The following is a 25,472-nucleotide window of genomic DNA, read 5'->3' on the forward strand; positions in this document are numbered from 1 at the left end:
CAGCATACACATCGGTGCGCTACTGGTCCGCCCTAGACTGTCCGCACAGGAAAGGGGAGTGCTGCCGCATGTCCGTCACCGACTCGTCTCGCAGTGCCGCATCGACCTCGGGCGAGTCCGTGCACGAGCGACTGCGCGACGCCATCCTCACCGCGCACTTCCGACCGGGCAGCCGCCTGGTCGAGGGCGACATCGCCGAGTGGCTCGAGGTGAGCCGCACGCCGGTGCGCGAGGCGCTCCTGGCGCTGCGCGAGGAGGGGCTCGTCATCCGCTCCAAGGGCTGGATCGTGCGCGACCACGCTCCCGCCGAGATCCTGCGCATCGTCGAGGCGCGGGCCTCCATCGAGGGCGCCGTCGCGTACATCGCGGCCGGTCGCATCAGCGAGGAGCAGCTCGCGGCCCTCGAGGCGCTCGCCGCCCGCATGGTCGAACCGGGCATCTCGCGCCGCCTCGCCAACGAGCTGAACAACGAGTTCCACGACCTCATCACGGAGGCGGCCGACAACGCGCTGCTCGCGAAGTTCCACCGCCAGACGCGCATCAACTACTGGAACTTCAACACCCCGGTGATCTTCACCCCCGACGACGACGCGCGCGTGGCGCACGACCACGAGGAGCTCATCGCGGCGCTCCGCGGTGGCGAGGCGGAGCGCGCCGAGCGGATCGCCCGTGCGCACGTCGGTCACACCGCGTCGATCCTCGCGCAGGCGTTCGGGCTCGACGAGCAGTGATCCGGAGCCCGGGCGGTGAGGCCGCTCCGGAACCGGACGACCGTGCGCTGGCCGCGCGGGTGGCGCACTCGCACCTCTTCAGGGGTGCGCGGGTGGCGGTCGACGGCCTGGCGGTGCCGTCCGGCGGCGGTCCGCCCACGACCCCGGCCGGCCTCGACCTGCGCTTCGGCGACGGGTCGCGAACACGCGCCGAACTCCTGGTCGACGACCGCGGACGCGCGGCGCTCGACGTCGAGCGCTACGGCACCGCGGCGGGCACCCAGCTCGGGCCGTCCCTCTGGGAGGTCTCGCGCACCGAGCCGTCCGCGAGCGGCGCGGTGCTCGTCATCGGGTCGAAGGCCGGCAGGCCGGACTGAACGCGGGTGGGACGCCTCCGGCTCCACGGGGGCGCCACCGACCTCCCGTGCGCCGCACCCGGAGGAGACCGCCGTCGCGGAGCGCGGCCGCGCCGAACAGCGCCACGCCCGCACCGGTGACCGCGAGGGCGAGCCAGCCGCGTGACGTGAGGGCGTCGCCGAGCACCGCGACCCCCAGCGTCACGCCCACCAGTGGGTGCAGGTACGTGTTGAGTGAGGTCGCGGTCGAGCCGATCCGCTGCACGAACCGGAAGAACAGCAGGTAGGTGAGCGCCGAGCCCGCGATGCCCAGCTCGAGCAGCGCGAGCACGCCGACCGGCGTGACCGGGCCGACCCGGAAGCCGTCCGCCGCGAGCGGCACAGTGAGCCAGAGCGCACCGAACGCGAGCTGGAGGAAGGCCACCACGAGCGGATGCTCCGCGGCCATGAAGCGCCGCGTCGCGACGTTGCCGGCGGCGAAGACCGCGCTCGACGCGACGACGAGCAACGGCCACGCGATGCTGCCGTCGCCCGCAGCGGGCGCCCCGTGCAGCAGCACGATGCCGCAGAACGCCAGGGCCAGACCGGCCGCGCGGAGCACGGTGATCCGCTCGGTGCGGAAGGCCAGGCCCGCGATCAGGAACACGAAGATCGGCGTCGTGCTCGACAGCACGGTCGTGACCGAGGAGTCGAGGTGCACCTGGGCGCCGATGAGCATCGAGTAGGGCAGCGCGATGTTGGTCAGCCCGAGCACCGCCGCGACCGCGTACGTGCGCGCGCCCCGGGGCATCCGCACCCCCGACACGCGCAGTGCGGCCGCCAGCACCAGTGCGGCGAGCACCATGCGCGCGAAGGCGAGCGTCGCCGGCGGGAACGACGGCAGCGCGAGCGCGGTGAAGAAGTACGCCGAGCCCCAGACGCAGGTCATGAGCGCGTACAGGCCCGCCTCGCCCAGCATGCGCGGCGCCCTCACCGCCGCACCGTCGCCTCAGGCCGACATCTTCGAGAGGAACTGGCGGGTCCGCTCGTGCTCCGGGTCGTTCAGCACCTGCCCGGCCGGGCCCTCCTCGACGATGCGCCCCTCGACCATGAAGATCACCCAGTCGGCGATGTCGCGCACGAGCGGGATGTCGTGCGTGGCCATCAGCATGGTGCGATCGTGCTCGGCCATCGACCGGATCACCGCCGCGACCTCCTGCCGCAGCTCCGGGTCGAGCGCGCTGGTCGGCTCGTCGAGCAGGATCATCGTCGGGTCCATCGCGAGCGCACGGGCGATCGCCACCCGCTGCTGCTGGCCGCCCGAGAGCTGCGCCGGGTAGTGCCCCTCCTTGCCCTCGAGCCCCACCTTCGCGAGCAGGTCCCGCGCCGCCGCGCGGGCGTCGGCCTTCGACCGGCCGAGCACCTCGATCGGCGCGTAGGCGACGTTCGCCAGCGCGGTCATGTGCCGGAAGAGGTTGAAGTTCTGGAACACCATGCCGATGCGCGCCCGCTGCCGGGCGGCGTCGGCGTCGGGCAGCGGATGGAGCACCTCGCCCGCGCGGCGGTAGCCGATGAGCTCGCCGTCGATCTCGATGCATCCGCTGTCGATCAGCTGCAGGTTGTTGATGCACCGGAGGAAGGTCGACTTGCCCGCGCCCGACGGGCCGATGAGCGCGACCACCTCGTTGGCGTGCACGCGCGCGGAGACGTCGTGCAGCACCGTGGTGTCGCCGAAGGACTTGTAGACGTGACTGGACTGGAGCTTGACGACGCGTTCGGTCATGGGTCTCACCTCGCCGGGAAGCGGTGTTCGAGGGCGTTCTGGAGGAAGGTGACGAGGGCCGTCAGCACGAGGTACCAGAACGCCGCGACGAGCAGCAGCTCGAGGTACTGGAAGTTCGACTGGTAGATGCGGCTGGCCGACAGCAGCAGCTCCATGTACCCGATCGCGTACCCCAGGGAGGTGTTCTTGATCATCATGATGTACTGGTTGCCCAGCGCCGGCATCTGGATGCGGAACGCCTGCGCGAGCACCACCTGGAGCATCACCTTGCGCCGCGGCAGGCCGAGTGCCCGGGCCGCGTCGCGCTGGCCCTGGTCGACGCCCGAGATGCCGGCGCGGATGACCTCCGCCATGTAGCCGGTCTCGGCGAGGGTCAGGGCGAAGAGCCCCGCCAGGAACGGCGTGAAGAACTGGCTCGCGGGCACGTTGTCGATGAACACCACGTCGGTGAACGGGATGCCGATGGTCACCCGGCCGATCATGCGCGGGATCGCGAAGTACCAGATGAGCATCTGCACGAGCATCGGCGTGCCGCGGAAGAGGTAGACGTAGATCGCCGCGCCCACCGACAGCACGCGATTCGGGCTGATGCGCGCGAGCGCCACGAGCGTGCCGAGGATGATCGCGAGCGCGGTGCTGAGCGTCGCGAGGGTCAGCGTGTTCCAGAGGCCCTCGAGGATGGCCGGGCTGAACAGGTACTCCCAGCTCGTCGAGAGGTCGAACACGCCGGAGGTCACGAACCAGGCGACGATCGCCAGGACGACGGCGATGGTCACGATCGCCTGCACGACCTGGCCGGTCGCCCTGGGCTGCTCGACCTTCAGGAAGACGGGGCGGGCCGGATCTCGGTCCTGCTGGGGGAGTGGGGCGGTCACACGGGTCTCGATTCTGCGGAGGGTGCGCGGAGGGCCGCGGCGGGCGAACGCGGGTTCGCCGTGCCGCGGCCCTCCCTGGTCGGTCGGAGCGGGCGCCGCTAGGGCGTCGCGCCGATCTCGCCGTTGTAGGCCGGCTCGTCGAGCGCGCCGGGAAGGGCATCGTACTTCTCGAGGATCTCGAGGTACTCGCCCGACTCCATGAGCCCGGCGACGCCGTCGAACACCGCCTGCAGCAGGGCCGGGTTCGTGTCCTTCAGGAACGTGAAGTTCGTCGTGTACGGGGTGAGGTTGTAGCCCTCGGTCCACGCGTAGAGGTCGGGGTCGGCCTCGACGATCTTCGCCGCCTGCAGCGGGTCGGGCGTGTAGGCGTCGATGCGCTCGGCGAGCAGGTCCTGCTGCCCGAGCGGCGTGGCCGTGTACTCGACGAGCTCGATCGGGTCGTTGCCGGATGCCTCGCACTCGGCGTTCTCGCGTTCGAACGCGGCCTGCAGGGTGGTCGAGCCGGCGAGCAGCCCGACGGGGTGGCCGCACAGGCTCTGCGCGTCGGTGTAGACGCCCTCGTCCGCGGCGCGGAGGAGGAACGTCGAGCCCGACTGGAAGTAGCCGACCATGTCGACGAGCTCGAGGCGCTCGGGGTTCGGGCTCATGCCGCCCGAGCTCATGTCGAACTGCTCGGCCTGGAGACCGGCGATGAGCGCCGAGTAGTCCGACTGGATCCACTCGGTCTCGAGGCCGAGGTCGGCGGCGATGGTCTCGATGATCTCGAAGGCGAAGCCCTTGAGCTGGTCGTCCTCCTCGTCGATGTACTCGCCGGGGATGTACGACTGCTGCGAGCCGATCTTCAGGATGCCGGTTTCGAGGGTCGTGAGCTCCGACGAGTCCGCAGCGGGCTCGTCGTCTGCGGCGCTTCCGGTGCTGCATCCGGCGACCAGGCCGGCGGCGGCGATGAGGGCCGTCGCGCCGAGGACGCGTCGTGCGCTCGAGGTGATCTGCATTGCACTCCTGCTTTCGGGTTCTGGGACACGGTACGGGGTGGTGCTGATGGTGCTCGGGTGGTGCGGTCGGGGGATGGGGATGGATGCGGGGCCGTCCGGCCCCCGCCTCAACGGCTCGAGGCGTCCTTGCCGGGGGCGCCGGCGGGCATCGGGCGGTCGAAGTCGGGGCACTCGGCGGCCTCGTCGAAGGTCTGCTGGACGCGGTGGCGGTACTCGGCGGGGAAGCCCTGCTCCTCGAGGCCCGAGGGGATGCGCTCCCAGTAGAAGCGCGGCGGGCGCATCCGCTTGCCGGGCTGCGAGAGCACGTAGGTGAAGCAGTCGTAGGCGACGCCGTCCTCGCCGTGCACGGTCAGGTACACGACGTCGAAGTCGTCGAACTCGTCACGGTTGCGCCCGTCGTTCACCTCGAAGACGAGGCCCTGCGCGTCCGTGCCGAACGCGGCGCCGCGATCGGCGAGGTGGCACCAGCCGCGGTCGAGGCGCTCGCCGGCCGCGCGGAACTGGATCTGGTGGTTGCGGGCGACGGCCTTGGTGACCTGTCGCGCCTCGGGGAGGTACTTGGCGACCTCGGACTCGAGGAGGTAGGTGCAGTAGCCGAAGTAGTACATCGGGGCGATCTCTTTCGTCGAACGGACTCGCGTGGTGCGCGAAGCGGTACGCCAGTATGTACACAGGTCTGTATACCGCACAAGACCCGCGACGGAATCGGTGAATTCCGGCTGGGAATCCGGTGACGAAACTGCTGCAGTGACTGCAAACATGTTTGACTGGAGCATGGCCACCGACGACGCGAAGACCACCAGCATCGACGACATCCCGATCACGACCATCGACGGCGCCGAGACGAGCCTCGCCGCGTACGACGGCAAGGTGAAGCTGATCGTCAACGTCGCCTCGCGCTGCGGGCTCTCCCCGCAGTACGAGCAGCTCGAGCAGCTGCAGCGGGACTACGCCGACCGCGGCTTCACGGTGCTCGGGTTCCCCAGCAACCAGTTCCTCCAGGAGCTCGGGTCGAACGAGGCGATCTCCGAGTACTGCACCACGACCTGGGGCATCACCTTCCCGATCTTCGATCGCATCAGGGTGAACGGCAAGAAGGAGCATCCGCTCTTCACCGAGCTCAAGAAGACGCCCGACGCGCACGGCAAGGCCGGCAAGGTCGTCTGGAACTTCGAGAAGTTCCTCGTGACGCCCGACGGGCAGGTGTTCCGCTTCCGCCCGACGACGAAGCCCGATGCGCCGGAGGTCATCCGCGCGATCGAGGAGTCGCTGCCGGCCTGAGTCGCCGCCGGCGCCCACTGCGCTCGCCGGAGTCGAGGCACCTTCAGTTCACTGACCGGACACCGGCGGGTCACCGGGCACTCACGCCCCGTTGCGCCCGCGCCGGAACGGTGGGGATCACCATGAGGCATCCGCCTCGCCCCCACTGTGAAGGAGACGCGATGACGCGCGCGCGCCGATTGACCGGACTCGCACTCGCCACCACCGCCCTGCTCGCCTGCGGAGCCGCCGCCCCGGCGCTCGCGCAGCCGAACGGGCCCAAGTACGGCACGCCCGCCACGGCGTTCCACCGCACCGCCACGTACCCCGTGTACCTCAACGTCCCCGCGGGCGTCGACCCCGCCGACGAGACCGTCGCCGAGATCTCGGCGATCAGCCCCGACGGCGACACCGTGATCTACACCGACGCGGAGGGCGAGCGCATCGGCTTCCTCGACGTCACCGACCCGTCGAACCCGGTCGGCGCGGGCACGCTCGCCCTCGACGAGATCACGGATGCCCCGGTGGCGTCGCCGACCTCGGTCGCCGCCTACGGCGAGCTCGTGCTGGTCGTCGTCGACACGACCGACTACGACGCCGACACGCTCGCGTCGAAGCCGCGCTCGGGCGAGCTCGTCGCGGTCGACGCGACCACCCACGAGGTCGTCGCGACCTTCGACCTCGCCGGCCAGCCCGACTCGATCGCGGTGAGCCCCGACGGCGCCTACGCGGCGATCGCGATGGAGAACCAGCGCAACGAGGACTTCCCCGCCGACGGCGGCGTGGGCGACGACGGCGACCTGCCGCAGGCGCCCGCCGGCTTCGTGCAGGTCATCACGTTCGGCGGCACGCCGACCGACCCGGGCACCTGGAGCATCGACCCGGTCTCGCTGACCGACGGCGCAGCGCTGCCGATCCTCGAGGCGGCCGGCATCGACACCCCCGAGGACCCGGAGCCGGAGTACGTCGCGATCAACGACGCCAACCAGCTCGCGGTGTCGCTGCAGGAGAACAACGCGCTCGTCACGATCGACCTCGCGACCCGCGCGGTGACCGCCGCCTTCGACCTCGGTGCGCCCGTGGTCCCGAACGTCGACACCGACGACGACGGTGCGATCGAGCTGACCGACACCATCGAGGTGCCGCGCGAGCCCGACGCCATCGCGTGGATCGGCGACGAGTACGTGGCCACCGCGAACGAGGGCGACTGGAAGGGCGGCAGCCGCGGCTGGTCGATCTTCGACGCCGCCACCGGCGAGGTCGTCTGGGACGCGGGCGACACGTTCGAGCACCTGGCGATCGCGCACGGCCTCTACAACGACGGCCGCGCCGACAACAAGGGCGCCGAGCCCGAGGGCCTCGCGGTCGCCGAGTTCGACGGCGTGCCCACCGCGTTCGTCGCGTCCGAGCGGTCGAACTTCGTCGCGGTGTACGACGTGAGCGACCCGACCGCGCCGGTGTTCCAGCAGCTCCTGTTCGCGACCAACGGCCCTGAGGGCATCCTGCCGGTGCCGAGCCGCGACCTGCTCGTGGTCTCGAGCGAGGTGGACGACTCGGAGGAGGGCGTCCGCGCCGCCGTGAACCTCTACCAGGTGCAGCAGGGCGAGCCGTCGCAGCCGAGCATCGTCTCCGCGGACGTCGACGGCCTGCCGATCGGCTGGTCGGCGCTCGGCGCGCTCTCGGCCGACCCGTTCGACAAGGGCATCGTCTACGCGGCCAGCGACAACGCGCTCACGCCGGCAACGGTGTTCACGGTCGACGTGTCCGACAAGAAGGGCCAGGCCGTCATCGTCGACTCGCTCGTCGTGACCGACGGCGGCGAGGAGGCCTCGTTCGACGTCGAGGGCCTGCAGGCGCTCGAGGACGGCGGCTTCTGGCTCGCGGTCGAGGGCTCGAGCGGGCCGGCGAACGCGCTGGTGCGCATCGACGCCTCGGGCGAGGTCGTGGACGAGGTCACCCTGCCCGACGAGGTCGCAGCGCACGTGCGCAACTGGGGCTTCGAGGGCGTGACGATCACGGCAGAGGGCACCGGCGACGAGGCGCTCTGGGTCGCGATCCAGCGCCCGCTGTGGGTCGACCCGTCGGTCGGCGCCGGCAGCCTCGAGCTCTACGAGGGCAACGTGGCGCGCATCGGCCGCTACGACCTCGCCGACGAGAGCTGGGCGTTCTTCGGCATCGAGCTGGAGGAGACCGGCGTCGACGGCGACTGGATCGGCCTGTCGGAGATCACCGCGATCGACGACGACACCCTGGCGATCATCGAGCGCGACAAGCTCAACGGCCCGGATGCCGCGCTGAAGACCGTGATCACCGTCGAGGTGCCCGACGAGCTGCCCGGCGAGGGCGAGCTGACGATCCTCGAGAAGTCGCTCGCGATCGACGTACTGCCCGCGCTGCAGGAGCTGGACGGCTGGACCCAGGAGAAGCTCGAGGGCTTCACCATCGGGATCGACCGCCAGGTCTACGCGGTGACCGACAACGACGGCGTCGACGACGCCACCGGCGAGACCGTGTTCCTGCGGCTCGGCGACGCGAAGAAGGTCATCCCCGCGTTCCGCTGATCCCCGTGGAACTCGACCGGCACCGGCCGGGTGGCGTCGTTCGCCACCCGGCCGGTGCGGGCCGTTCCGGGGTCTCCCAGCTTCCCGTTACTTCTTGCACTCACTGCAATGCAAGAATCGTGGAATGCATCTCCTCGCTCAGGCCAGCCTGAAGAACCGCGCCCTCATCGCGCTCGTCACGATCGTCGTCGCGATCTTCGGCGGGGTCTCGCTGACGCTGCTCAAGCAGGAGCTCATCCCCTCGATCGCGTTCCCCCAGCTGTCGGTCGTCACCACGTACCCGGGCGCTGCGCCCGAGGTCGTCGAGAACGACGTCTCGACGCCGATCGAGAACTCGCTCCGCGGCATCGCGGGCCTCGAGTCGACGAGCTCGACGAGCTCGACGAACATCTCGGTCGTCACCGCGACGTTCGACTACGAGACCGACCTCGCGACGGCCGAGCAGAAGATGACGACCGCGATCAATCGCATCTCGTCGCAGTTGCCCGATGATGTCGATCCCGCGGTGGTCGCGTTCAGCTTCGACGACTTCCCCGTGATCGCCATCGCGGTGAGCGGCACCGACGACACCTCGGCCCTCTCCGATGCGCTGAACCGCACGACGGTCGGCGAGATCAACGAGATCGACGGCGTGCGCGAGGCCACCGTCATCGGCGAGATCGGCCAGCGCGTCACCATCGTGCCCGACCAGGAGGAGCTCGCGGCCCTCGGCCTCACCTCGCAGGCGATCACGAGCGCGCTCCAGCAGAACGGCGTGCTCCTGCCCGCCGGCGAGATCACCGAGGACGGCATCTCCTACGCCGTGCAGTCGGGCACTCGACTCACCTCGGTCGACGACGTCGCGGACCTCCCGCTGCTGGGTGCGACCGAGCAGGTCGCGGCCCCGAGCACCGACGCGGGCCTGGGCGCCGGCACCGGAACCGACCTGGGCACCGGTGCCGACCTCGGTGCCGGAACGGGCCTCGGCACCGGTTCGACGACCGTCACGGTGCCGGTCTCGCCCGCGCCGACGATCGGCGACGTGGCATCCGTCGAGCTCGTCGACAACCCAGAGACCTCGATCTCGCGCGTGAACGGCGAGCCCGCGCTCACGCTCTCGATCACCAAGCTGCCCGCCGCGAACACCGTCGACGTGTCGACCGCCGTGGAGGAGGCCATGGTCGACCTCGAGGCCAACATCGCCTCGCAGTTCCCCGGCGCCGAGTTCACCGTCGTGTTCGACCAGTCGCCGTTCATCGAGGAGTCGATCGAGACCCTCGCCGTCGAGGGCATGCTCGGCCTCGTCATGGCCGTGCTCGTCATCCTCGTGTTCCTGCTGTCGGTGCGCGCGACGCTGGTCACGGCGATCTCGATCCCGACCTCCGTGCTCATCACGTTCATCGGGCTCTGGGCGACCGACTACAGCCTCAACATCCTGACGCTCGGCGCGCTCACCATCTCGGTCGGACGTGTGGTCGACGACTCCATCGTCGTCATCGAGAACATCAAGCGGCACCTCGTCGAGGGCGTCGAGAAGGTGCCGACGATCGTGAAGGCCGTGCGCGAGGTCGCCGGCGCGATCACGGCGTCGACCGTCACGACCATCGCCGTCTTCCTGCCGGTCGCGCTGGTCGGCGGCCCGACGGGCGAGCTGTTCCGACCCTTCGCGCTGACCGTGGCGATCGCCCTCGCGGCATCCCTCTTCGTCTCGCTCACGATCGTGCCGGTGCTCGCGTACTGGTTCCTCAAGCCGGCGAAGCTGACCCGCAAGGACGGCACGGCCTCGACCGAGGCGCTCGCCGAGGAGACCGGTGAGGACGAGCTCGAGCACCCCGGTCGCCTGCAGAAGGGCTACCTGCCGATCATCGGCTGGACGCTCCGCCACGGCTGGCTGACGCTCGTCGCCGCGGTGCTCGTGCTCGTGGGCACGTTCGCGCTCTACCCGCTCATGCCGACGAACTTCATCGGCGCCACGGGCCAGAACACGTTCCAGGTCACGCAGGAACTGCCCGCGGGCACCTCCCTCGAGGAGATGGATGCGGCCTCGACCGAGGTCGAGGAGACCCTGCGTGACACCGAGGGCATCGAGATCGTGCTGACCTCCATCGGCGGCGGCACCGACATCCAGCTCGGACTCGGCGGCGGTGCCGGCAGCACCATCACGTACTCGATCACCACCGACGAGAACGCCGACCAGGACGCCCTCCAGGCGGAGGTGCGCGACGAGCTCGACGCACTGGGCGACGTCGGCGAGCTCGTGCTCTCGGCGCAGCAGGGCGGGTTCTCGAGCGACATCCTCATCGACGTCACCGCCGGCAACGACGCGGACCTGCGTGAGGCGTCCGAGGCCGTGGTCGAGGCGCTCGACGGCCTGCCCGAGATCGTCGAGGTGACCTCGAACCTCTCGGAGACCCGCCCGTACATCGGCGTCGTGGTCGACCGCGAGGCGGCGGCCGACGCCGGGTACTCGGAGGTCGCCCTGAGCTCGCTCGTGGCATCCGCCATGCAGCCCCAGGCCTCGGGCAGCGTGCAGATCGACGAGGACCTCCTCACCATCTACATCGCGAGCGATGACCCGCCCGCGACGGTCGAGGAGCTCCGCGAGCTGCCCGTGCCGACGCCCACCGGCGTGGTCGAGCTCGACGAGCTCGCCGACGTCGACGAGACCGACGGCCCCGCGTCGATCACGACCGTGCAGGGCCTGCGCAGCGCGACCGTCACCGCGTCGCCCGACCAGGCCGACGTCGGCGCGGCATCGTTCGCCGTGACGTCCGCGCTCGAGGAGGCCGAGCTGCCCGCCGGCACCAGCGCCACGGTGGGCGGCGTCACGAGCGACCAGGATGACGCCTTCATGCAGCTCGGCCTCGCGCTGCTCGCGGCGATCCTCATCGTGTACATCGTGATGGTGGCGACGTTCCGCTCGCTGCTGCAGCCGCTGCTGCTGCTCGTCTCGGTGCCGTTCGCGGCGACCGGCGCGATCCTGCTGCAGCTCGTGGTCGGCATCCCCTTCGGCGTCTCGTCGCTCATCGGCGTGCTGATGCTCGTCGGCATCGTGGTGACGAACGCGATCGTGCTCATCGACCTCGTGAACCAGTACCGAGATCGCGGGTACGACGTTCGCGATGCGCTCCTGCACGGTGCGTCGCGCCGTCTGCGGCCGATCCTCATGACCGCGCTCGCGACGATCTTCGCGCTCATCCCGATGGCCAGCGGCATCACGGGCACCGGCGGGTTCATCTCGCAGCCGCTCGCGATCGTCGTGATCGGCGGCCTGCTGTCGTCGACCGTGCTGACGCTCATCGTGCTGCCGGTGCTGTACTTCCTGGTGGAGGGCGGCCGCGAGAAGCGTCGCGCGAAGCGCGAGGAGAAGCGGGCGCAGCGCCGGGCCGACGAGGCCGCCGCGGCGGCCGCCGCCGCGCCCGCCGAGTAGCGCTCCCGCCGCGGGGCCGCCGAGCGCGTCGGCCCCGCGGCATCCGCTCGCCCTCGTATCGGCCCGTCGAACTCACGCGGGCCCGCGCTGCAGCGCGGGCCGCTGCGAGTTCGACGGGCCGAACGCGTCTGGGAGAATCGTCGTGCGAGTGAAGGGGGTCGCCATGGAGCGCACCGAGACGGACGTCGACGAGTTCCTCGCGTCGCTCGAGGGGGAACGCGGCGACGCGATGCGGGCGCTCGACGCGCGCATCTCGGGTGAGCTCGCGGGGCTGGAGCGCGTGCTCTGGGAGGGCGTCTTCTGGGGCGGCACCGAGCAGCGCATCATCGGGTACGGCGCGATCACGCAGCCGCGGCCGCGCGGCGCCGAGGTCGAGTGGTTCCTGGTCGGGCTCGCCGCGCAGCAGAAGCACGTGAGCGTCTACGTCAACGCGGTCGACGACGGTGCGTACCTCGTCAAGGCGTTCGCGCCGCGGCTCGGGCGCGTGAAGGTCGGCTCGGCGGCCGTGAGCATCACGCGCCTCGACGCGGTCGACCTCGACGCGTTCGACGACATGATCCGCCGCGCGCGCGAGCTGACCCCGGACGCGCGATGAACGCGCAGCGGCACGTGCCGCGTCGGCTGGGGGGCGCCGCGCTGGCGCTGGCATCCGTCGCCCTGCTCGCCGGGTGCGCGCTCGACGACGTCGGGCTGACGGGCGAGGGGGAGACCTGCGTGTCGTGGGTCGACTTCGGCACGCCGGAGCAGGCGGCCGGCGATGCCGACGTCGTCGTGCTCGGCACGGTCGCCGGGCGCGACGGCACCGAGCGGCTGTTCGGGCTGCGCGCGTCCGCGTGGACCGTGGACGTCGCCGAACTCGTCAAGGGTCCGGACACCGGCGACGATGCGCTGCGGGTCGTCTCGACGCCCGTCACCTGCACCGGCGGCGACGCCTACCCCGACGGCGATCCGCTCGACGTCGACGGCGAGGTGTACCTGTTCCTCACGCTCGACGGCGGGGTGCTGCGCACCCTCACCCCGACCCAGGGCGTGGTCGCGCCCGGCCCGGGCGGGGGCATCCCGCCGCGCTGGCCGTCGGGCTGAGCGCGCCGGGACGAGACTGCTCCGTCAGCCCATGCGGGCGGGCTCGCGCTCCTCGCGCATCGCCTCGGGCCGGCCGCCCTCGCGGTCGAGCACGGCGCGGGTCGACGCCTCGGGGCGCAGGTCGAGGCGGCGCAGCAGCTGCGCGTTGACCGCGACCACCACGGCCGACGCCGACATGAGGATCGCCCCGACCGACATCGGCAGCACGAACCCGATCGGCGCGAGCACGCCCGCCGCGAGCGGCACCGCCACGAGGTTGTAGCCCGCCGCCCACCAGAGGTTCTGCTGCATCTTGCGGTACGACGCGCGCGAGAGCTCGATCACCGAGAGCACCGAGCGCGGGTCGGACGAGGCGAGCACGACGCCCGCCGACGCGATCGCCACGTCGGTGCCGGCGCCGATGGCGAGGCCGACGTCGGCCTGCGCGAGCGCTGGGGCGTCGTTCACGCCGTCGCCGACCATCGCGACGCTGCGGCCCTCGTGCTGCAGCGTGGCGACGCGGTCGGCCTTGTCCTCGGGCCGCACCTGCGCGAACACGCGGTCGATGCCGAGGTCGTCGGCGACCGCCTGCGCCACCGGCTCGGCGTCGCCCGTGATCATCACGACGCCGATGCCGAGCGCGTGCAGCGCGTCGATCGCCTCGCGCGACTCCTCGCGCACCTCGTCGGCCAGCGCGAGCGCACCGACGACCTCGCCGTCGGCGACCACGTGCAGCACGGTCGCGCCGCGCGCGGCCCAGTCGGCGGATGCCCCGAGGGGCTCGAGCCCGTGCTCGTCGAGCATCGCGGGGCCGCCGACCCGCACCGTGCGGCCGTCGACCGTGGCGCGCACGCCGACCGCCGGCGCAGACGAGAAGTCCGTCGCGCGCGGCACGTCCACGCCGTGCTCGTCGGCGTGCGCGACGATGGCGCGGGCGAGCGGATGCTCCGAGTCGGCCTCCGCCGCTGCCGCGAGTGCCAGCACGTGGTCGGTGTCGTGACCGTCCGCCGCAGCGGCATCCGTCACCGTCGGCTCGCCCTTCGTCAGGGTGCCGGTCTTGTCGAAGAGCACCGTGTCGATGGTGCGCATCTGCTCGAGCGCCATGCGGTCGGTGACGAGCACGCCGCCCTTCGCCGCCCGCTCGGTCGCGATCGAGACGACGAGCGGGATGGCGAGGCCCAGCGCGTGCGGGCACGCGATGACGAGCACCGTGATGGTGCGCACCACGGCGTCGTCGGGGCTGCCGACGAGGGTCCAGGCGATCGCCGTCAGCACCGCGGCGCCGAGCGCGAACCAGAACAGCCAGCCGGCGGCGCGGTCGGCGAGGCGCTGCGCGTGCGAGCTCGACGCCTGCGCGTCGGAGACGAGTCGCTGGATGCCCGCGAGCGCGGTGTCGTCGCCGACCGCGGTGACGCGCACGCGGATCGCGGTGTCGGTCGCGACCGTGCCCGCGACGACCGTGTCGCCCGGAGCGCGCGAGACCGTGGTGGACTCGCCCGTGATCATCGACTCGTCCATCTCGGCCGTGCCCTCGGTGACCTCGCCGTCGGCCGGCACCCGCCCGCCCGGACGCACGACCACCACGTCGCCGACCGCGAGGTCGGCGGGGGAGACCGTCTCGGTTCCGTCGTCGGTGACGCGCTCGGCCTCGTCGGGCAGCAGCGCGGCGAGCTCGTCGAGGGCCGACGACGCCTGCATGATCGAGCGCATCTCGACCCAGTGTCCGAGCAGCATGATCACGATCAGCAGGGCGAGCTCCCACCAGAACTCGAGCTGGTGGTCGAGGATGCCGAGGCTCGCGCCGAGCGATGCGAAGTAGGCGACGGTGATCGCGAGGCCGATGAGCAGCATCATGCCCGGCGACTTCGCACGGAGCTCGCCCACGGCGCCGCTGAGGAAGGGCCAGCCGCCCCAGAAGTACATGACGGTGCCGAGCGCGGGCACGATCCAGGCGATCGGTCCGGTCGTCGGCACCTCGTAGCCGAGGAGCATCGCGAACATCGGGCTCAGCGCGACCGTCGGCACGGCGAGCACGAGCATGATCCAGAAGAGGCGGCGGAACTGGCCGACGTGGTCGCCGTGCCCGCCGTGGCCGCCATGCCCGCCGTGGCCCGAGTGCCCGGCGTGCATGTCGTGGCCGCCGTGCATGTCGTGCCCGGCGTGGGCATCGGCATGCGCAGCGTGGTCGTGGCCCTCGTGGCCCTCGTGGCCCTCGTGGCCCTCGTGGCCCTCGTGGCCCTCGTGGCCCTCGTGCCCTGCGTGGTCGCCGTGCATGTCGTGGTGCTCGTGCATGTCGTGGCCCGAGTGACCGGCGTGGTGCTCGTGCCCTGCGTGGTCGTCGTGACCGGTGCCGGACCCGGGCTCGTGTGTGTGCGCCATGTTCGCTCCCCTGCTCTGCAACCTATACCCCTGGGGGGTATTGTTCAATCCCAACGCGAACGCCTCCCCCGATGTTCCCGCTTCCGCCCGATTCCGGCCAGCCTTCGTCCGGTCGGCCAGTCATGCACGGCTGGCCGGCGCGACGCGGACTGGCCGGCGCGGAAGCAACGCCCGTCTCCCCTACGCTCGGACCATGCCCACCCCCGACTTCATCGTCGACCTGCGCCGCTCGATCGGCACCGCCCCGCTCTGGCTGTCGGGCGTGACCGCCGTCGTCCTCCGCGGCGACGACGTGCTGCTCGGCCGCCGCAGCGACAACGGCCGGCTCGCGCCGATCTCGGGCATCGTCGAGCCGGGCGAGGCGCCGGCCACCACGGCCGTGCGCGAGGCGCTCGAGGAGGCGAACGTGCACATCGAGGTCGAGCGCCTCGCCTGGGTGCACACGACCCCCGAGATCACGTACCCGAACGGCGACCGCACCTCGTACCTCGACCTCACGTTCCGCTGCCGCTACGTCTCGGGCGACCCGTACCCGGCCGACGGCGAGGCATCCGAGGTGTTCTGGCATCCACTCGCTCGGCTGGACGAGCTCGACGACATGCCCGACGACCAGAAGGCGCGCGTGCGTGCCGCCGCCTCCGACGAGGTGGCCGCGCGCTTCGAGGCCTGAGCCCCGCGAGAGGCCGAAAGGGCGAGCGGATGCCACCGAGGCCATCCACACCCGTTGTGCGCGACGCGCCGCTCACCTGAGGATGGAATCGTGGCGAGCGACGACCGGACCGACCAGCCGACCGACCCGAACGCGCCCGCAACCGGGCCGATAGACCCCACCCTCGCCCGCGCCGCCGAGGTCGCCGACGCGCTCGGCGTCGACCCGGCCGCCGGACTCACGACGACCGACGCCGCCCGCCGCCTCGAGGCGGACGGCCCGAACGAGCTGCGCGAGTCGAGGGGCACCCCGCTCTGGCGCCGCATCCTCTCCCAGTTCCAGGATCCGCTGATCTACCTGCTGCTCGGCGCGCTCGTCGTCGCGCTGTTCGCGTGGGCGCTCGAGGGTGCGGAGGGCCTGCCGATCGACGTGATCGTGATCGGCGCGATCGTGATCGTGAACGCGATCATCGGCGTGGTGCAGGAGGCGCGCGCCGACGAGGCCGTCGCGGCGCTCTCGCGCATGACCGAGGCCAACAGCCTCGTGCTGCGCGACGGAGACCGCATCACCGTGCCGAGCCGCGACCTGGTGCGCGGCGACGTGCTGCTGCTCGGCGAGGGCGACCAGGTCGGCGCCGACGCGCGACTGGTCGAGTCGAGCGGGCTGCGCGTGGGCGAGGCATCCCTCACCGGCGAGAGCCAGCCGGTCGACAAGCACCCGCGCGCGCTCGCCGAGCCGGCCGAGGTCGGCGACCGCACCAACATGGTCTTCAAGGGCACGGCCGTGAACCGGGGCACGGGCCGGGCCGTCGTCACCGCGACCGGCATGGACACGCAGATGGGCTCCATCGCGACCCTGCTCGACCAGACCGAGGAGGAGCAGACCCCGCTGCAGCGCGAGATCGGCCGGGTCGGGCGGATGCTCGGGATCGTCGTGATCGCCATCGCGATCGTCGTCGTGGCGACCATCATCGTCGTCGAGGGCGTGACGCAGCCGGCCGACCTGGTCACCGTGCTGCTGCTCGGCGTCTCGCTCGCGGTCGCCGCGGTGCCCGAGGGGCTGCCGGCGATCATGTCGGTCGTGCTGGCGCTCGGCGTGCAGCGCATGGCCAAGCGCAACGCCGTGGTGCGGCAGCTGTCGAGCGTGGAGACGCTGGGCGCGGCATCCGCCATCTGCTCCGACAAGACCGGCACGCTCACGACCAACGAGATGACCGTGCAGCGGATCCTCACCGCGTCGGGGGAGGTCGAGCTCGCGGGCGTCGGCTACGCGCCCGTCGGCGACGCGACGGCCGGCGGCGTGCCGCTCGGCGACGGACCGCTGCGCGAGGAGGCGCAGGTCGTGCTCGCGGCGGGCTCGCTCGCGAACGACGCGGGGCTGCGCGAGGACGGCGGCCGGTGGAGCGTGCAGGGCGACCCGACCGACGGGGCCTTCCTCGTCGCGGCGCGCAAGCTCGAGGGCACCGTGGAGCGGGTCGGACGGTTCGAGCGGCTCGGCTCGGTGCCGTTCGACGCCGACCGCATGATGATGTCGACCGCGAACCGCCACCTCGACGAGGGCGTGTCGGTGCTCTTCAGCAAGGGCGCGCCCGACGTGCTGCTCGAGCGCTGCACCGCGATCCGCGTGGGCGACGAGGTGGAGCCGCTCACCGACGAGCGGCGCGCGCGGGCGCTCGCCGACGTGCACGCCCTCACCCGCGAGGCGTACCGCACCCTCGGCGTCGCCTATCGCGAGCAGCCCGACGACCTTCCGACCGAGACGGATGCCCCCGAGCTCGACGACTCCGTCGAGCACGACCTGGTCTACGTGGGTGTCGTGGGCATCATCGACCCGGCGCGGCCCGAGGCGAAACCGGCGATCGCGGAGGCGCATCGGGCGGGCATCCGGGTGCTCATGATCACCGGCGACCACCCCGAGACCGCGGCACGCATCGCGACCGACCTCGGCATCGCCCCGCCCGGCGAGGAGGCCGTGGCCGGGCGCGAGCTCGGCGCGCTCGACGACGAGACGCTGCGGCGCACGGTGCACGAGCACTCCGTGTACGCGCGCGTCGCCCCCGAGCACAAGCTGCGCATCGTCGACGCGCTGCAGGCCGACGGCCAGGTCATCGCGATGACCGGCGACGGCGTGAACGACGCGCCCGCGCTGAAGTCGGCCGACATCGGCGTCGCGATGGGCGTCACGGGCACCGAGGTGACCAAGCAGGCGGCGAAGATGATCCTCGGCGACGACGACTTCGCCACGATCGTGGCGGCGGTGCGCCAGGGTCGGGTGATCTTCGACAACATCAAGAAGTTCCTGCGCTACCTGCTGTTCTCGAACATGGGCGAGGTCATGACCGTGTTCTTCGGCGTGGTCCTCGCCGGCGCGCTGGGGCTCGCGGGAGCGAGCGACGAGGCGGTCGTGGCGCCGCTGCTCGCGACGCAGATCCTCTGGATGAACCTCATCACCGACTCCGCGCCCGCGCTCGCGATGGGCGTCGATCCCGAGATCGACGACGTGATGGCCAGGAAGCCGCGCAGCGTCGACGACCGCGCGATCGACGGTCGCATGTGGTTCGGCATCTTCCTCACCGGCGCGGTCATGGCCGTCGCCGCGCTCGGCGTGATGGACCTGTTCCTCCCCGGCGGGCTGATCCCGGGCGGCGAGGACTCGGTCGAGGTCGCGCGAACGGCCGCGTTCACCACCCTCGTGTTCGCCAGCATGCTCACCGGCTTCAACGCACGGTCGGAGACCCGCAGCGCGTTCTTCCGCCCGTTCAGCAACCGGTGGCTGCTCGGCGCGGTCGCGTTGAGCGTGGTGCTGCAGGTCGCCGTCGTCGAGGTGCCGTTCCTGCAGGTCGCGTTCGGCACGGCGCACCTGTCGGCCGAGCACTGGATCGCCTGCATCGCCGCCGCGACGCTCGTGCTCTGGGCGTCCGAGCTGCAGAAGCTCGTGCTGCGGGCGCGCGACCGGGCTCGGTTCGCGGGCTGAGTCGCTGCGGGGGTGAGGGGCGGGCGGATGCCTCGGGCCGGCCGTGCGGTTCGCCCGGCGTGAACCGTGCTGGCGCGGCATCCGCTCACCTGCTCTGATGGGGGCATGGAGATCCTCATCCTGGGCGGCACCGCCTGGCTCGGGCGGACGATCGCGGCGACGGCGCTGGAGCGCGGGCACCAGGTGACCTGCCTGGCGCGCGGCGAGGCCGGCGCCGTGGCGCCCGGGGCCGCGTTGGTCGCCGCCGACCGGAGCGCGCCCGGCGCGTACGACGAGGTCGCCGGGCGCGACTGGGACGCCGTGCTCGAGGTGTCGTGGCAGCCCGGGTTCGTGCGCGACGCGGTGCGGGCGATCGGGCCGCGCGCGCGTCACTGGACCTACGTGTCGTCGGGCAGCGTGTACGCGCGCAACGATGTGGCCGGGGAGGACGAGTCGGCCGACGTGCTCGCGCCGTACGACGGCGACGCCGCCGACCGCGAGGTGTACGGCGCAGCGAAGGTCGCGTGCGAGCAGGCGACCGCCGAGGTCGTCGGCGACCGGCTGCACGTCTCGCGACCGGGCATCATCGGCGGGCCGGGCGACCACACCGGACGGTCGGGGTACTGGGTGCGGCGCGCGGCGCGCGACCCCGAGGCGCCGCTGCTCGTGCCCGACACCCCCGCCGCCGCGACCCAGGCGATCGACGTGCGCGACCTCGTCGCCTGGCTGCTCGACGCCGCCGAGCAGGGCATCGCGGGCACGTTCAACGCCGACGGCCCGATCGTGCCGTTCGCGCACTGGGTCGAGGACTCGCGCGAGGTGGGCGGGCACACCGGCGAGGTCGCCCGCGTCTCGTCGGAGTGGCTCGTGCAGCAGGAGGTCGGCCCGCTCGAGCTGCCGTTCTGGCTGCCGGGCGACGACTACGCGGGGTTCTTCGCGCGGTCGACCGTCGCGGCCGAGGCGGCGGGGCTCAGGCTGCGGCCGCCTCGCGAACTGCTCGCGGACGTGCTCGCGTGGGAGCGAGTCAAGGGGCTGCACGCCGCTCGACCGGCGGGCATGCCCGCCGAGCGCGAGCGCGAACTGCTGGGGAGGGTCGCATGACCGCCGCACTCTCGCACGACCCGCTCTGGCCGCGCGCGGGCGACTGGCCCGGGCCGGATGCCACGGGGCCCGACGACCGCTTCGACCTCGCGCTCCTCGGCGTGCCCGCGTTCCGCACCTCGCTGTCGCCCACGCGCGCCGACACGACGCCCGCGGCCGTGCGCGACGCGCTGCGGCGGTACAGCCCGGCGCTCGTGCCCGACCGGCGGCACGACGGATCGGCGGCTGCGGCCGAGCACCGGGCGACGCGATCGGGCGTGCACGTGCACGGGCAGGGCGTCGCGCATCGGCCCGAGGCATCCGCCCCGCTCGACCTGGGGGCGATGCGCTGCGTCGACCTCGGCGACATCGACGAACCCGACGGCGAGGCGGGGGAGGCGGCGACGGTCGCCGCGGTCGCGTCGGCGCTGCGCCGGTCGTCGACCCTGGTGGCGCTCGGCGGCGACAACTCGGTGACGGTCGCCGCCGCGCTCGGCGCGTTCGGTGCCGACCTCGGGCGAGCCGGGCTCGTCACGATCGACGCGCACTACGACCTGCGCGACGGCGTCTCGAACGGGTCGCCGGTCAGGCGGCTCGTCGAGGCCGGGCTCGACCCGGCGCGCATCGTGCAGGTCGGCATCGCCGACTTCGCGAACTCGGTCGCGTATGCGCAGCGGGCGGCGGACCTCGGCATCACGGTGATCCACCGCGACGAACTGCACGGCCGGCGACCGGCCGACGTCATGGCCGAGGCGCTGGCGATCGCCGGGGCCGCCGGCGGCCCGGTGCACCTCGACGTCGACGTCGACGCGTGCGACCGGTCGGTGGCGCCCGCGTGCCCGGCGTCGGTGCCCGGCGGCCTGCAGGCGTGGGAACTGCGGGCGATGGTGCGGGCCGCGGCGTCCGACCCTCGCGTGCGCTCGGCCGACCTCGTCGAGATCGACGCGACGACGGATGCCCCGGACGGGCGCACCGTGCGCCTTGCCGCGCTGTGCGTGCTGGAGTGGCTCGCGGGGGTCGCGCTGCGCTGAGGCGAGGCCCTCGCGACGGGGTTCGTGAAAGGATCGGCGTAGTCCTCCGCGGCGCCCGACCGCGGACCTCGGCGAGGGGAGCACGCGATGAAGACGCTCATCCTGGTGCGGCACGCGAAGTCCGACTGGAGCGGGCGGCTCGACGACCACGAGCGGCCGCTGAACGACCGCGGGCAGCGGGATGCCCCGGAGATGGGCCGGCGGCTCGCCGAGCGCGGGGTCGTGCCCGACGTGATCCGGTCGAGCACGGCGGTGCGGGCGCGCACCACGGCGGCGGCGCTCGCCGAGGCGCTCGGCCTGGGCGCGGACCGGCTCGTGCTCGAGGAGCGGCTCTACGGGGCATCCGCCGCCGTGCTCAGGCTCGTCGCCGAGGAGTTCGACGAGTCGGTCGGCACGGGCATGATCGTGGCCCACGATCCCGGTATGTCGGATCTGGCATACGCGCTGTCGGGCTCGATCGGCCGCATGCCGACCTGCGCGGTCGCCGAGTTCGACTTCGACGTGACGCACTGGGCCGAGACGGTCGCGGCGATCCCCGTCGACGTGCGCCTCGACACCCCGAAGGGCTGACAACCCACTGATCGACCCTTGATGCGTGTAGCGATACGCGATACACTTGTTCAGTGATCGTGAGCTTCCGCCACAAGGGGCTCGAAGCCCTGTACTGGACCGGTTCGAAGAAGGGAGTCCAGCCCGCACATGCTCCGAAGCTCCTGCGCATCCTCGGCGTGCTCGACGTCGCCCAGTCGCCGGCCGACGTTGCGATTCCGGGATTTCGGAGCCACGAACTGAAGGGCGACCTCGCCGAGCACTGGTCGATCTGGGTGAACGGCAACTGGCGGGTCACGTTCCGATTCGTCGGGGCGGATGTCGAACTCGTCGACTATCAGGACTATCACTGACGAAAGGAGTGGACATGATGAAGCACCCCCCGCACCCCGGGGAGATCATCGGGGAAGACGTGCTGGGCGAGCTGGGGCTGACGGTCGCCGAGGCCGCGGCGCGCCTCGGCGTCTCGCGCGTGACGCTGAGCCGCGTGATCCACGGGCACTCGGGAGTGAGTCCGAACCTCGCGGTGCGCCTGGAGCGCGCCGGCGTCGGCACCGCTCGCGCGTGGCTCGCGATGCAGACGAACTACGACCTGGCCCGCGAGCTCGAGAGCCGCGACCACGAGGTGCTCCCGCTCGTCGTCGCCTGAGCGTCGGGTGCCGCAGGCGTTGCCCTACGCCGGCGCGCCGTCCTTCCAGACGCGGCGCACGAGCGGCACGCCCGGCCGGTAGGCCAGGTGCACGTGGCTCGGCGCGGCGAGCTCGACGAGGTCGGCGCGGGCGCCCGCGCGGATCACGCCCACGTCGTCGCGCCGCAGCGCCGCCGCCCCGCCGGCCGTCGCCGCGTGCAGCGCCTCGCCCGGGGTCATGCCCATCTCGCGCACCGCGACCGCGATGCAGAACGGCATCGAACTCGTGAAGCTCGACCCCGGGTTGCAGTCGCTCGCGAGTGCCACGCGCACGCCCGCGTCGATGAGGCGCCGCGCGTCGGGGTACGGCTGCCGGGTCGAGAACTCGACGCCGGGCAGCAGGGTGGCCACAGTGTCGGATGCAGCGAGGGCGGCCACGTCCGCATCGGACAGGTACGTGCAGTGGTCGACGGATGCCGCACCCAGCGCGACCGCGAGCCGTACCCCTTCGCCCGGGCCGAGCTGGTTGCCGTGCACGCGCACGCCGAGCCCGCGGGCCGCGCCCGCCTCGAGCACGCGCCGCGACTGGTCGGGCGTGAATGCACCGCGCTCGCAGAACGCGTCGATCCAGCGCGCGTGGGGTGCGCACGCGTCGAGCATCGGCCCGATCACGAGGTCGACGTAGTCGTCGGGGCGGTCGGCGTACTCCGCGGGCACCACGTGCGCGCCGAGGAACGTGACCTCGGGCGTGACCTCGGCCGCGAGGCGGGCGAGGCGCTCCTCGTCGGCGACGGTGAGCCCGTAGCCGGTCTTCACCTCGAACGTCGTGGTGCCCTGGGCGCGCAGCTCGGCGACGAACCCGGCGAGCCGGGCCCGCAACTCGTCGTCGCTCGCGGCGCGGGTCGCCGCCACGGTCGAGCGGATGCCCCCGGCCTCGTACGCCCGCCCGGCCATGCGGGCCGCGAACTCGTCGGCCCGGTCGCCGCCGAACACGAGGTGCGTGTGCGAGTCGACGAACCCCGGCACGAGGCATCCGCCCGCCAGGTCGACCACGTCGACGGGGTCGTCCCAGAGCTCGCGGTGCTCCTCGCCCTCCTCGCGATCGTCGCGCCCGGGGTGCCGCGAGACGCGCTCGCGCGCGTGCGTGTCGGCGCCGACCCACGCGATGCGGTCGCCCTCGACCAGCACCGCCGCGTCGCGCACGATGCCGAGCGGCCCGCCCTCGCGCCCCGGTCCCGGCTCGTTGGTGACGAGCTCCCCGACGCCGACCAGGAGCATCCGATCGCGCCTCATGCGTGCACCCTCCCCGCCCGAGCGTTGCCCAGACCCGTCAAAAGGGTGCCGAATGCGGGCTCGGAGCGCAGGAAACTGACGGGTCTCGGAACTGTGGGACCCCAGACCCGTCGAAAAGCTGCGGAATGCGGGCCCAGAGCGCAGGAATTCGACGGGTCTGGAAACATGGGGACGGGCGCAGGGGCGGGCATCAGGCGTCCAGCATGGGGACGCGGAGGCCCCGCTCGCGGGCGACCTCGACGGCGCGGTCGTAGCCGGCGTCGACGTGGCGCATTACGCCCGTGCCCGGGTCGTTGACGAGCACGCGCGCGATCTTCTCGGCGGCGAGGTCGGTGCCGTCGGCGACCACGACCTGCCCGGCGTGGATCGAGCGGCCGATGCCGACGCCGCCGCCGTGGTGCAGCGACACCCAGGTCGCGCCCGACGCCGTGTTCAGCAGGGCGTTGAGCAGCGGCCAGTCGGCGATCGCGTCCGACCCGTCGGCCATCGCCTCGGTCTCGCGGTACGGCGACGCGACCGAGCCCGAGTCGAGGTGGTCGCGGCCGATCACGACGGGCGCCGACAGCTCGCCCGACGCGACCATCTCGTTGAACTTCAGCCCCGCGAGGTGCCGCTCCTGGTAGCCGAGCCAGCAGATGCGCGCGGGCAGGCCCTCGAAGTGCACCTGCTCGCCCGCCTGCGTGATCCAGCGGCGCAGGTGCGCGTCGTCGGGGAACAGCTCGAGGATCGCCTTGTCTGTCGCGGCGATGTCGGCCGGGTCGCCCGAGAGCGCGGCCCAGCGGAACGGGCCCTTGCCCTCGGCGAACAGCGGGCGGATGTATGCCGGCACGAACCCCGGGAACGCGAACGCCCGGTCGAACCCGCCGAGTTCCGCCTCGCGACGGATCGAGTTGCCGTAGTCGAACACCTCGGCCCCGGCGTCCTGGAAGCCGACCATCGCGGCGACGTGCTTCGCCATCGAGGCGCGCGAGCGCTCGGTGAAGCCCTCGGGGTCGGATGCCGCGAGCTCGTGCCACTCCTCGACCGAGACGCCCTCCGGCAGGTACGAGAGCGGGTCGTGCGCGCTGGTCTGGTCGGTGACGATGTCGACCGGCACGCCCTCGGCGAGCAGCTCGGTGAAGACCGTCGCAGCGTTGCCCACCACGCCGACCGAGAGCGCCTCACCCGCGGCCTTCGCCGCGAGCACGCGCGAGACGGCGGCGTCGAGCGACGGGGCGACCTCGTGCAGGTACCCGTGCTCGACCCGGCGGCGCAGCCGCGTCTCGTCGACGTCGACGATGAGCACGGCGCCGCCGTTCATGGTCACCGCGAGCGGCTGTGCGCCGCCCATGCCGCCGCACCCGGCGGTGAGGGTGAGGGTGTGCGCAAGCGAGGCATCCGTCACGTGCACCGAGGCGTCGAGGCCCTCGGCGAGCGCCCGGCGGGCGGCGATCGAGCGGGCCACGGCGCCGAACGTCTCGTAGGTGCCCTGCAGGATGCCCTGGGTGCCGATGTAGATCCACGAGCCGGCGGTCATCTGGCCGTACATCGTGAGCCCGAGCTGCTCGAGGCGGCGGAACTCGGGCCACGTCGCCCAGTCGCCCACGAGGTTCGAGTTCGCGATGAGCACGCGCGGCGCCCACTCGTGGGTGCGGAACACGCCGACCGGCTTGCCCGACTGCACGAGCAGCGTCTCGTCGTCGGCGAGGTCGCGCAGGGTGTCGACGATCGCGTCGAACGCCTCCCAGCTGCGTGCGGCGCGGCCGGTGCCGCCGTAGACGACCAGGTCGTCGGGGCGCTCGGCGACCTCGGGGTCGAGGTTGTTCATGAGCATGCGCAGCGGCGCCTCGGTCTGCCAGCTGCGGGCGGTGCGCTCGGTGCCGCGCGCGGCGCGCACGGTGCGGGGCGAGTGATCGGTCATGTTCCGATCACACACCGGCGG

The 25,472-nt window shown here is 72.3% G+C and carries 22 protein-coding genes; 14 read left to right on the forward strand and 8 right to left on the reverse strand.

Translation table 11 applies throughout. From position 1 onward, the window contains the following. Positions 1-68 precede the first annotated feature (68 nt). Together QMG39_RS09215 and QMG39_RS09220 are read left to right on the forward strand one after the other, a co-directional pair. Positions 69-731: a GntR family transcriptional regulator gene (locus QMG39_RS09215; protein ID WP_281884270.1), complete on the forward strand. Its 663-nt coding sequence runs from the start codon at positions 69-71 to the stop codon at positions 729-731. A gap of 92 nt (positions 732-823) precedes the next feature. Next, positions 824-1,087, forward strand: a complete 264-nt coding sequence (locus QMG39_RS09220; protein ID WP_281884272.1) for a hypothetical protein — start codon at positions 824-826, stop codon at positions 1,085-1,087. On the opposite strand, the gene QMG39_RS09225 is transcribed toward QMG39_RS09220, so the two are convergent. The 5 genes from QMG39_RS09225 to QMG39_RS09245 form a co-directional block, all read right to left on the reverse strand. Next, on the reverse strand, positions 1,056-2,039 hold the full coding sequence (locus tag QMG39_RS09225; protein WP_281884274.1) for a DMT family transporter: 984 nt from the start codon (positions 2,037-2,039) through the stop codon (positions 1,056-1,058). The two genes, QMG39_RS09220 and QMG39_RS09225, sit on opposite strands and share 32 nt — an antisense overlap. A 15-nt stretch (positions 2,040-2,054) precedes the next feature. Next, positions 2,055-2,828: an amino acid ABC transporter ATP-binding protein gene (locus QMG39_RS09230; protein ID WP_281884275.1), complete on the reverse strand. Its 774-nt coding sequence runs from the start codon at positions 2,826-2,828 to the stop codon at positions 2,055-2,057. 5 nt (positions 2,829-2,833) lie between these two features. Beyond that, positions 2,834-3,703: an amino acid ABC transporter permease gene (locus QMG39_RS09235; protein ID WP_281884277.1), complete on the reverse strand. Its 870-nt coding sequence runs from the start codon at positions 3,701-3,703 to the stop codon at positions 2,834-2,836. A gap of 98 nt (positions 3,704-3,801) precedes the next feature. After that, positions 3,802-4,698, reverse strand: a complete 897-nt coding sequence (locus QMG39_RS09240) for a transporter substrate-binding domain-containing protein (RefSeq protein WP_281884279.1) — start codon at positions 4,696-4,698, stop codon at positions 3,802-3,804. Positions 4,699-4,805: 107 nt separating this feature from the next. Continuing rightward, positions 4,806-5,306, reverse strand: a complete 501-nt coding sequence (locus QMG39_RS09245; RefSeq protein ID WP_281884281.1) for a hypothetical protein — start codon at positions 5,304-5,306, stop codon at positions 4,806-4,808. Positions 5,307-5,457: 151 nt separating this feature from the next. On the opposite strand from QMG39_RS09245, the gene QMG39_RS09250 reads away from it, so the two are divergent. From QMG39_RS09250 to QMG39_RS09270, 5 genes are all read left to right on the forward strand, one after another. Then, positions 5,458-5,979 (forward strand): glutathione peroxidase, encoded by a 522-nt coding sequence (locus QMG39_RS09250; RefSeq protein ID WP_281884283.1) that lies wholly within the window; start codon positions 5,458-5,460, stop codon positions 5,977-5,979. 161 nt (positions 5,980-6,140) lie between these two features. After that, on the forward strand, positions 6,141-8,519 hold the full coding sequence (locus tag QMG39_RS09255) for an esterase-like activity of phytase family protein (protein ID WP_281884285.1): 2,379 nt from the start codon (positions 6,141-6,143) through the stop codon (positions 8,517-8,519). Positions 8,520-8,643: 124 nt separating this feature from the next. Then, on the forward strand, positions 8,644-11,928 hold the full coding sequence (locus QMG39_RS09260) for an efflux RND transporter permease subunit (RefSeq protein WP_281884287.1): 3,285 nt from the start codon (positions 8,644-8,646) through the stop codon (positions 11,926-11,928). 163 nt (positions 11,929-12,091) lie between these two features. Then, a complete protein-coding gene (locus QMG39_RS09265; RefSeq protein ID WP_281884290.1) occupies positions 12,092-12,523 on the forward strand; it encodes a hypothetical protein in 432 nt (143 codons plus the stop codon). Between the two features lie 14 nt (positions 12,524-12,537). Then, a complete protein-coding gene (locus QMG39_RS09270; protein WP_281884292.1) occupies positions 12,538-13,011 on the forward strand; it encodes a hypothetical protein in 474 nt (157 codons plus the stop codon). Between the two features lie 24 nt (positions 13,012-13,035). Here QMG39_RS09270 and QMG39_RS09275 read toward each other — a convergent pair whose 3' ends face one another. Beyond that, positions 13,036-15,369 carry a heavy metal translocating P-type ATPase gene (locus tag QMG39_RS09275; RefSeq protein ID WP_373878318.1) on the reverse strand — a complete coding sequence of 778 codons (2,334 nt, stop codon included), beginning with the start codon at positions 15,367-15,369 and terminating at the stop codon, positions 13,036-13,038. Positions 15,370-15,562: 193 nt separating this feature from the next. Between QMG39_RS09275 and QMG39_RS09280 the strand changes: the two genes are divergently transcribed. The 7 genes from QMG39_RS09280 to QMG39_RS09310 all read left to right on the forward strand — a co-directional run bounded on the left by QMG39_RS09280 (position 15,563) and on the right by QMG39_RS09310 (position 22,279). Next, positions 15,563-16,039: an NUDIX hydrolase gene (locus QMG39_RS09280; protein ID WP_281884294.1), complete on the forward strand. Its 477-nt coding sequence runs from the start codon at positions 15,563-15,565 to the stop codon at positions 16,037-16,039. A gap of 90 nt (positions 16,040-16,129) precedes the next feature. After that, positions 16,130-18,991 (forward strand): cation-translocating P-type ATPase, encoded by a 2,862-nt coding sequence (locus QMG39_RS09285; RefSeq protein WP_281884296.1) that lies wholly within the window; start codon positions 16,130-16,132, stop codon positions 18,989-18,991. A gap of 105 nt (positions 18,992-19,096) precedes the next feature. Then, a complete protein-coding gene (locus tag QMG39_RS09290) occupies positions 19,097-20,071 on the forward strand; it encodes a Rossmann-fold NAD(P)-binding domain-containing protein (protein WP_281884299.1) in 975 nt (324 codons plus the stop codon). Then, positions 20,068-21,081, forward strand: a complete 1,014-nt coding sequence (locus QMG39_RS09295) for an arginase family protein (protein ID WP_281884301.1) — start codon at positions 20,068-20,070, stop codon at positions 21,079-21,081. Before QMG39_RS09290 ends, QMG39_RS09295 begins: the two co-directional genes overlap by 4 nt. A gap of 87 nt (positions 21,082-21,168) precedes the next feature. Then, complete coding sequence (locus tag QMG39_RS09300; protein WP_281884303.1) at positions 21,169-21,651, forward strand: SixA phosphatase family protein; 483 nt, start codon at positions 21,169-21,171, stop codon at positions 21,649-21,651. A 53-nt stretch (positions 21,652-21,704) separates the two neighbouring features. After that, positions 21,705-21,983, forward strand: a complete 279-nt coding sequence (locus tag QMG39_RS09305) for a type II toxin-antitoxin system RelE/ParE family toxin (protein WP_281884305.1) — start codon at positions 21,705-21,707, stop codon at positions 21,981-21,983. A 14-nt stretch (positions 21,984-21,997) separates the two neighbouring features. After that, a complete protein-coding gene (locus QMG39_RS09310; RefSeq protein ID WP_281884307.1) occupies positions 21,998-22,279 on the forward strand; it encodes a HigA family addiction module antitoxin in 282 nt (93 codons plus the stop codon). Positions 22,280-22,303: 24 nt separating this feature from the next. On the opposite strand, the gene hutI is transcribed toward QMG39_RS09310, so the two are convergent. Continuing rightward, on the reverse strand, positions 22,304-23,551 hold the full coding sequence (gene hutI / locus QMG39_RS09315; protein WP_281884309.1) for an imidazolonepropionase: 1,248 nt from the start codon (positions 23,549-23,551) through the stop codon (positions 22,304-22,306). Between the two features lie 190 nt (positions 23,552-23,741). Then, positions 23,742-25,451 carry a urocanate hydratase gene (gene hutU, locus QMG39_RS09320; RefSeq protein ID WP_281884311.1) on the reverse strand — a complete coding sequence of 570 codons (1,710 nt, stop codon included), beginning with the start codon at positions 25,449-25,451 and terminating at the stop codon, positions 23,742-23,744. Between the last annotated feature and the right edge of the window lie 21 nt (positions 25,452-25,472).

Origin of the sequence: Agromyces rhizosphaerae, assembly GCF_027925245.1 — a bacterium.
In the GTDB taxonomy this organism is placed as follows: domain Bacteria; phylum Actinomycetota; class Actinomycetes; order Actinomycetales; family Microbacteriaceae; genus Agromyces; species Agromyces rhizosphaerae.

Coding starts and splice junctions, on each gene's coding strand:
- QMG39_RS09215 (WP_281884270.1), top strand. CDS start 69: ATGTCCGTCACCGACTCGTCTCGCAGTGCCGCATCGACCTCGGGCGAG.
- QMG39_RS09230 (WP_281884275.1), bottom strand. CDS start 2,828: ATGACCGAACGCGTCGTCAAGCTCCAGTCCAGTCACGTCTACAAGTCC.
- QMG39_RS09240 (WP_281884279.1), bottom strand. CDS start 4,698: ATGCAGATCACCTCGAGCGCACGACGCGTCCTCGGCGCGACGGCCCTC.
- QMG39_RS09245 (WP_281884281.1), bottom strand. CDS start 5,306: ATGTACTACTTCGGCTACTGCACCTACCTCCTCGAGTCCGAGGTCGCC.
- QMG39_RS09250 (WP_281884283.1), top strand. CDS start 5,458: ATGTTTGACTGGAGCATGGCCACCGACGACGCGAAGACCACCAGCATC.
- QMG39_RS09255 (WP_281884285.1), top strand. CDS start 6,141: ATGACGCGCGCGCGCCGATTGACCGGACTCGCACTCGCCACCACCGCC.
- QMG39_RS09260 (WP_281884287.1), top strand. CDS start 8,644: ATGCATCTCCTCGCTCAGGCCAGCCTGAAGAACCGCGCCCTCATCGCG.
- QMG39_RS09265 (WP_281884290.1), top strand. CDS start 12,092: ATGGAGCGCACCGAGACGGACGTCGACGAGTTCCTCGCGTCGCTCGAG.
- QMG39_RS09275 (WP_373878318.1), bottom strand. CDS start 15,369: ATGGCGCACACACACGAGCCCGGGTCCGGCACCGGTCACGACGACCAC.
- QMG39_RS09280 (WP_281884294.1), top strand. CDS start 15,563: ATGCCCACCCCCGACTTCATCGTCGACCTGCGCCGCTCGATCGGCACC.
- QMG39_RS09290 (WP_281884299.1), top strand. CDS start 19,097: ATGGAGATCCTCATCCTGGGCGGCACCGCCTGGCTCGGGCGGACGATC.
- QMG39_RS09295 (WP_281884301.1), top strand. CDS start 20,068: ATGACCGCCGCACTCTCGCACGACCCGCTCTGGCCGCGCGCGGGCGAC.
- QMG39_RS09300 (WP_281884303.1), top strand. CDS start 21,169: ATGAAGACGCTCATCCTGGTGCGGCACGCGAAGTCCGACTGGAGCGGG.
- QMG39_RS09310 (WP_281884307.1), top strand. CDS start 21,998: ATGATGAAGCACCCCCCGCACCCCGGGGAGATCATCGGGGAAGACGTG.
- hutI (WP_281884309.1), bottom strand. CDS start 23,551: ATGAGGCGCGATCGGATGCTCCTGGTCGGCGTCGGGGAGCTCGTCACC.
- hutU (WP_281884311.1), bottom strand. CDS start 25,451: ATGACCGATCACTCGCCCCGCACCGTGCGCGCCGCGCGCGGCACCGAG.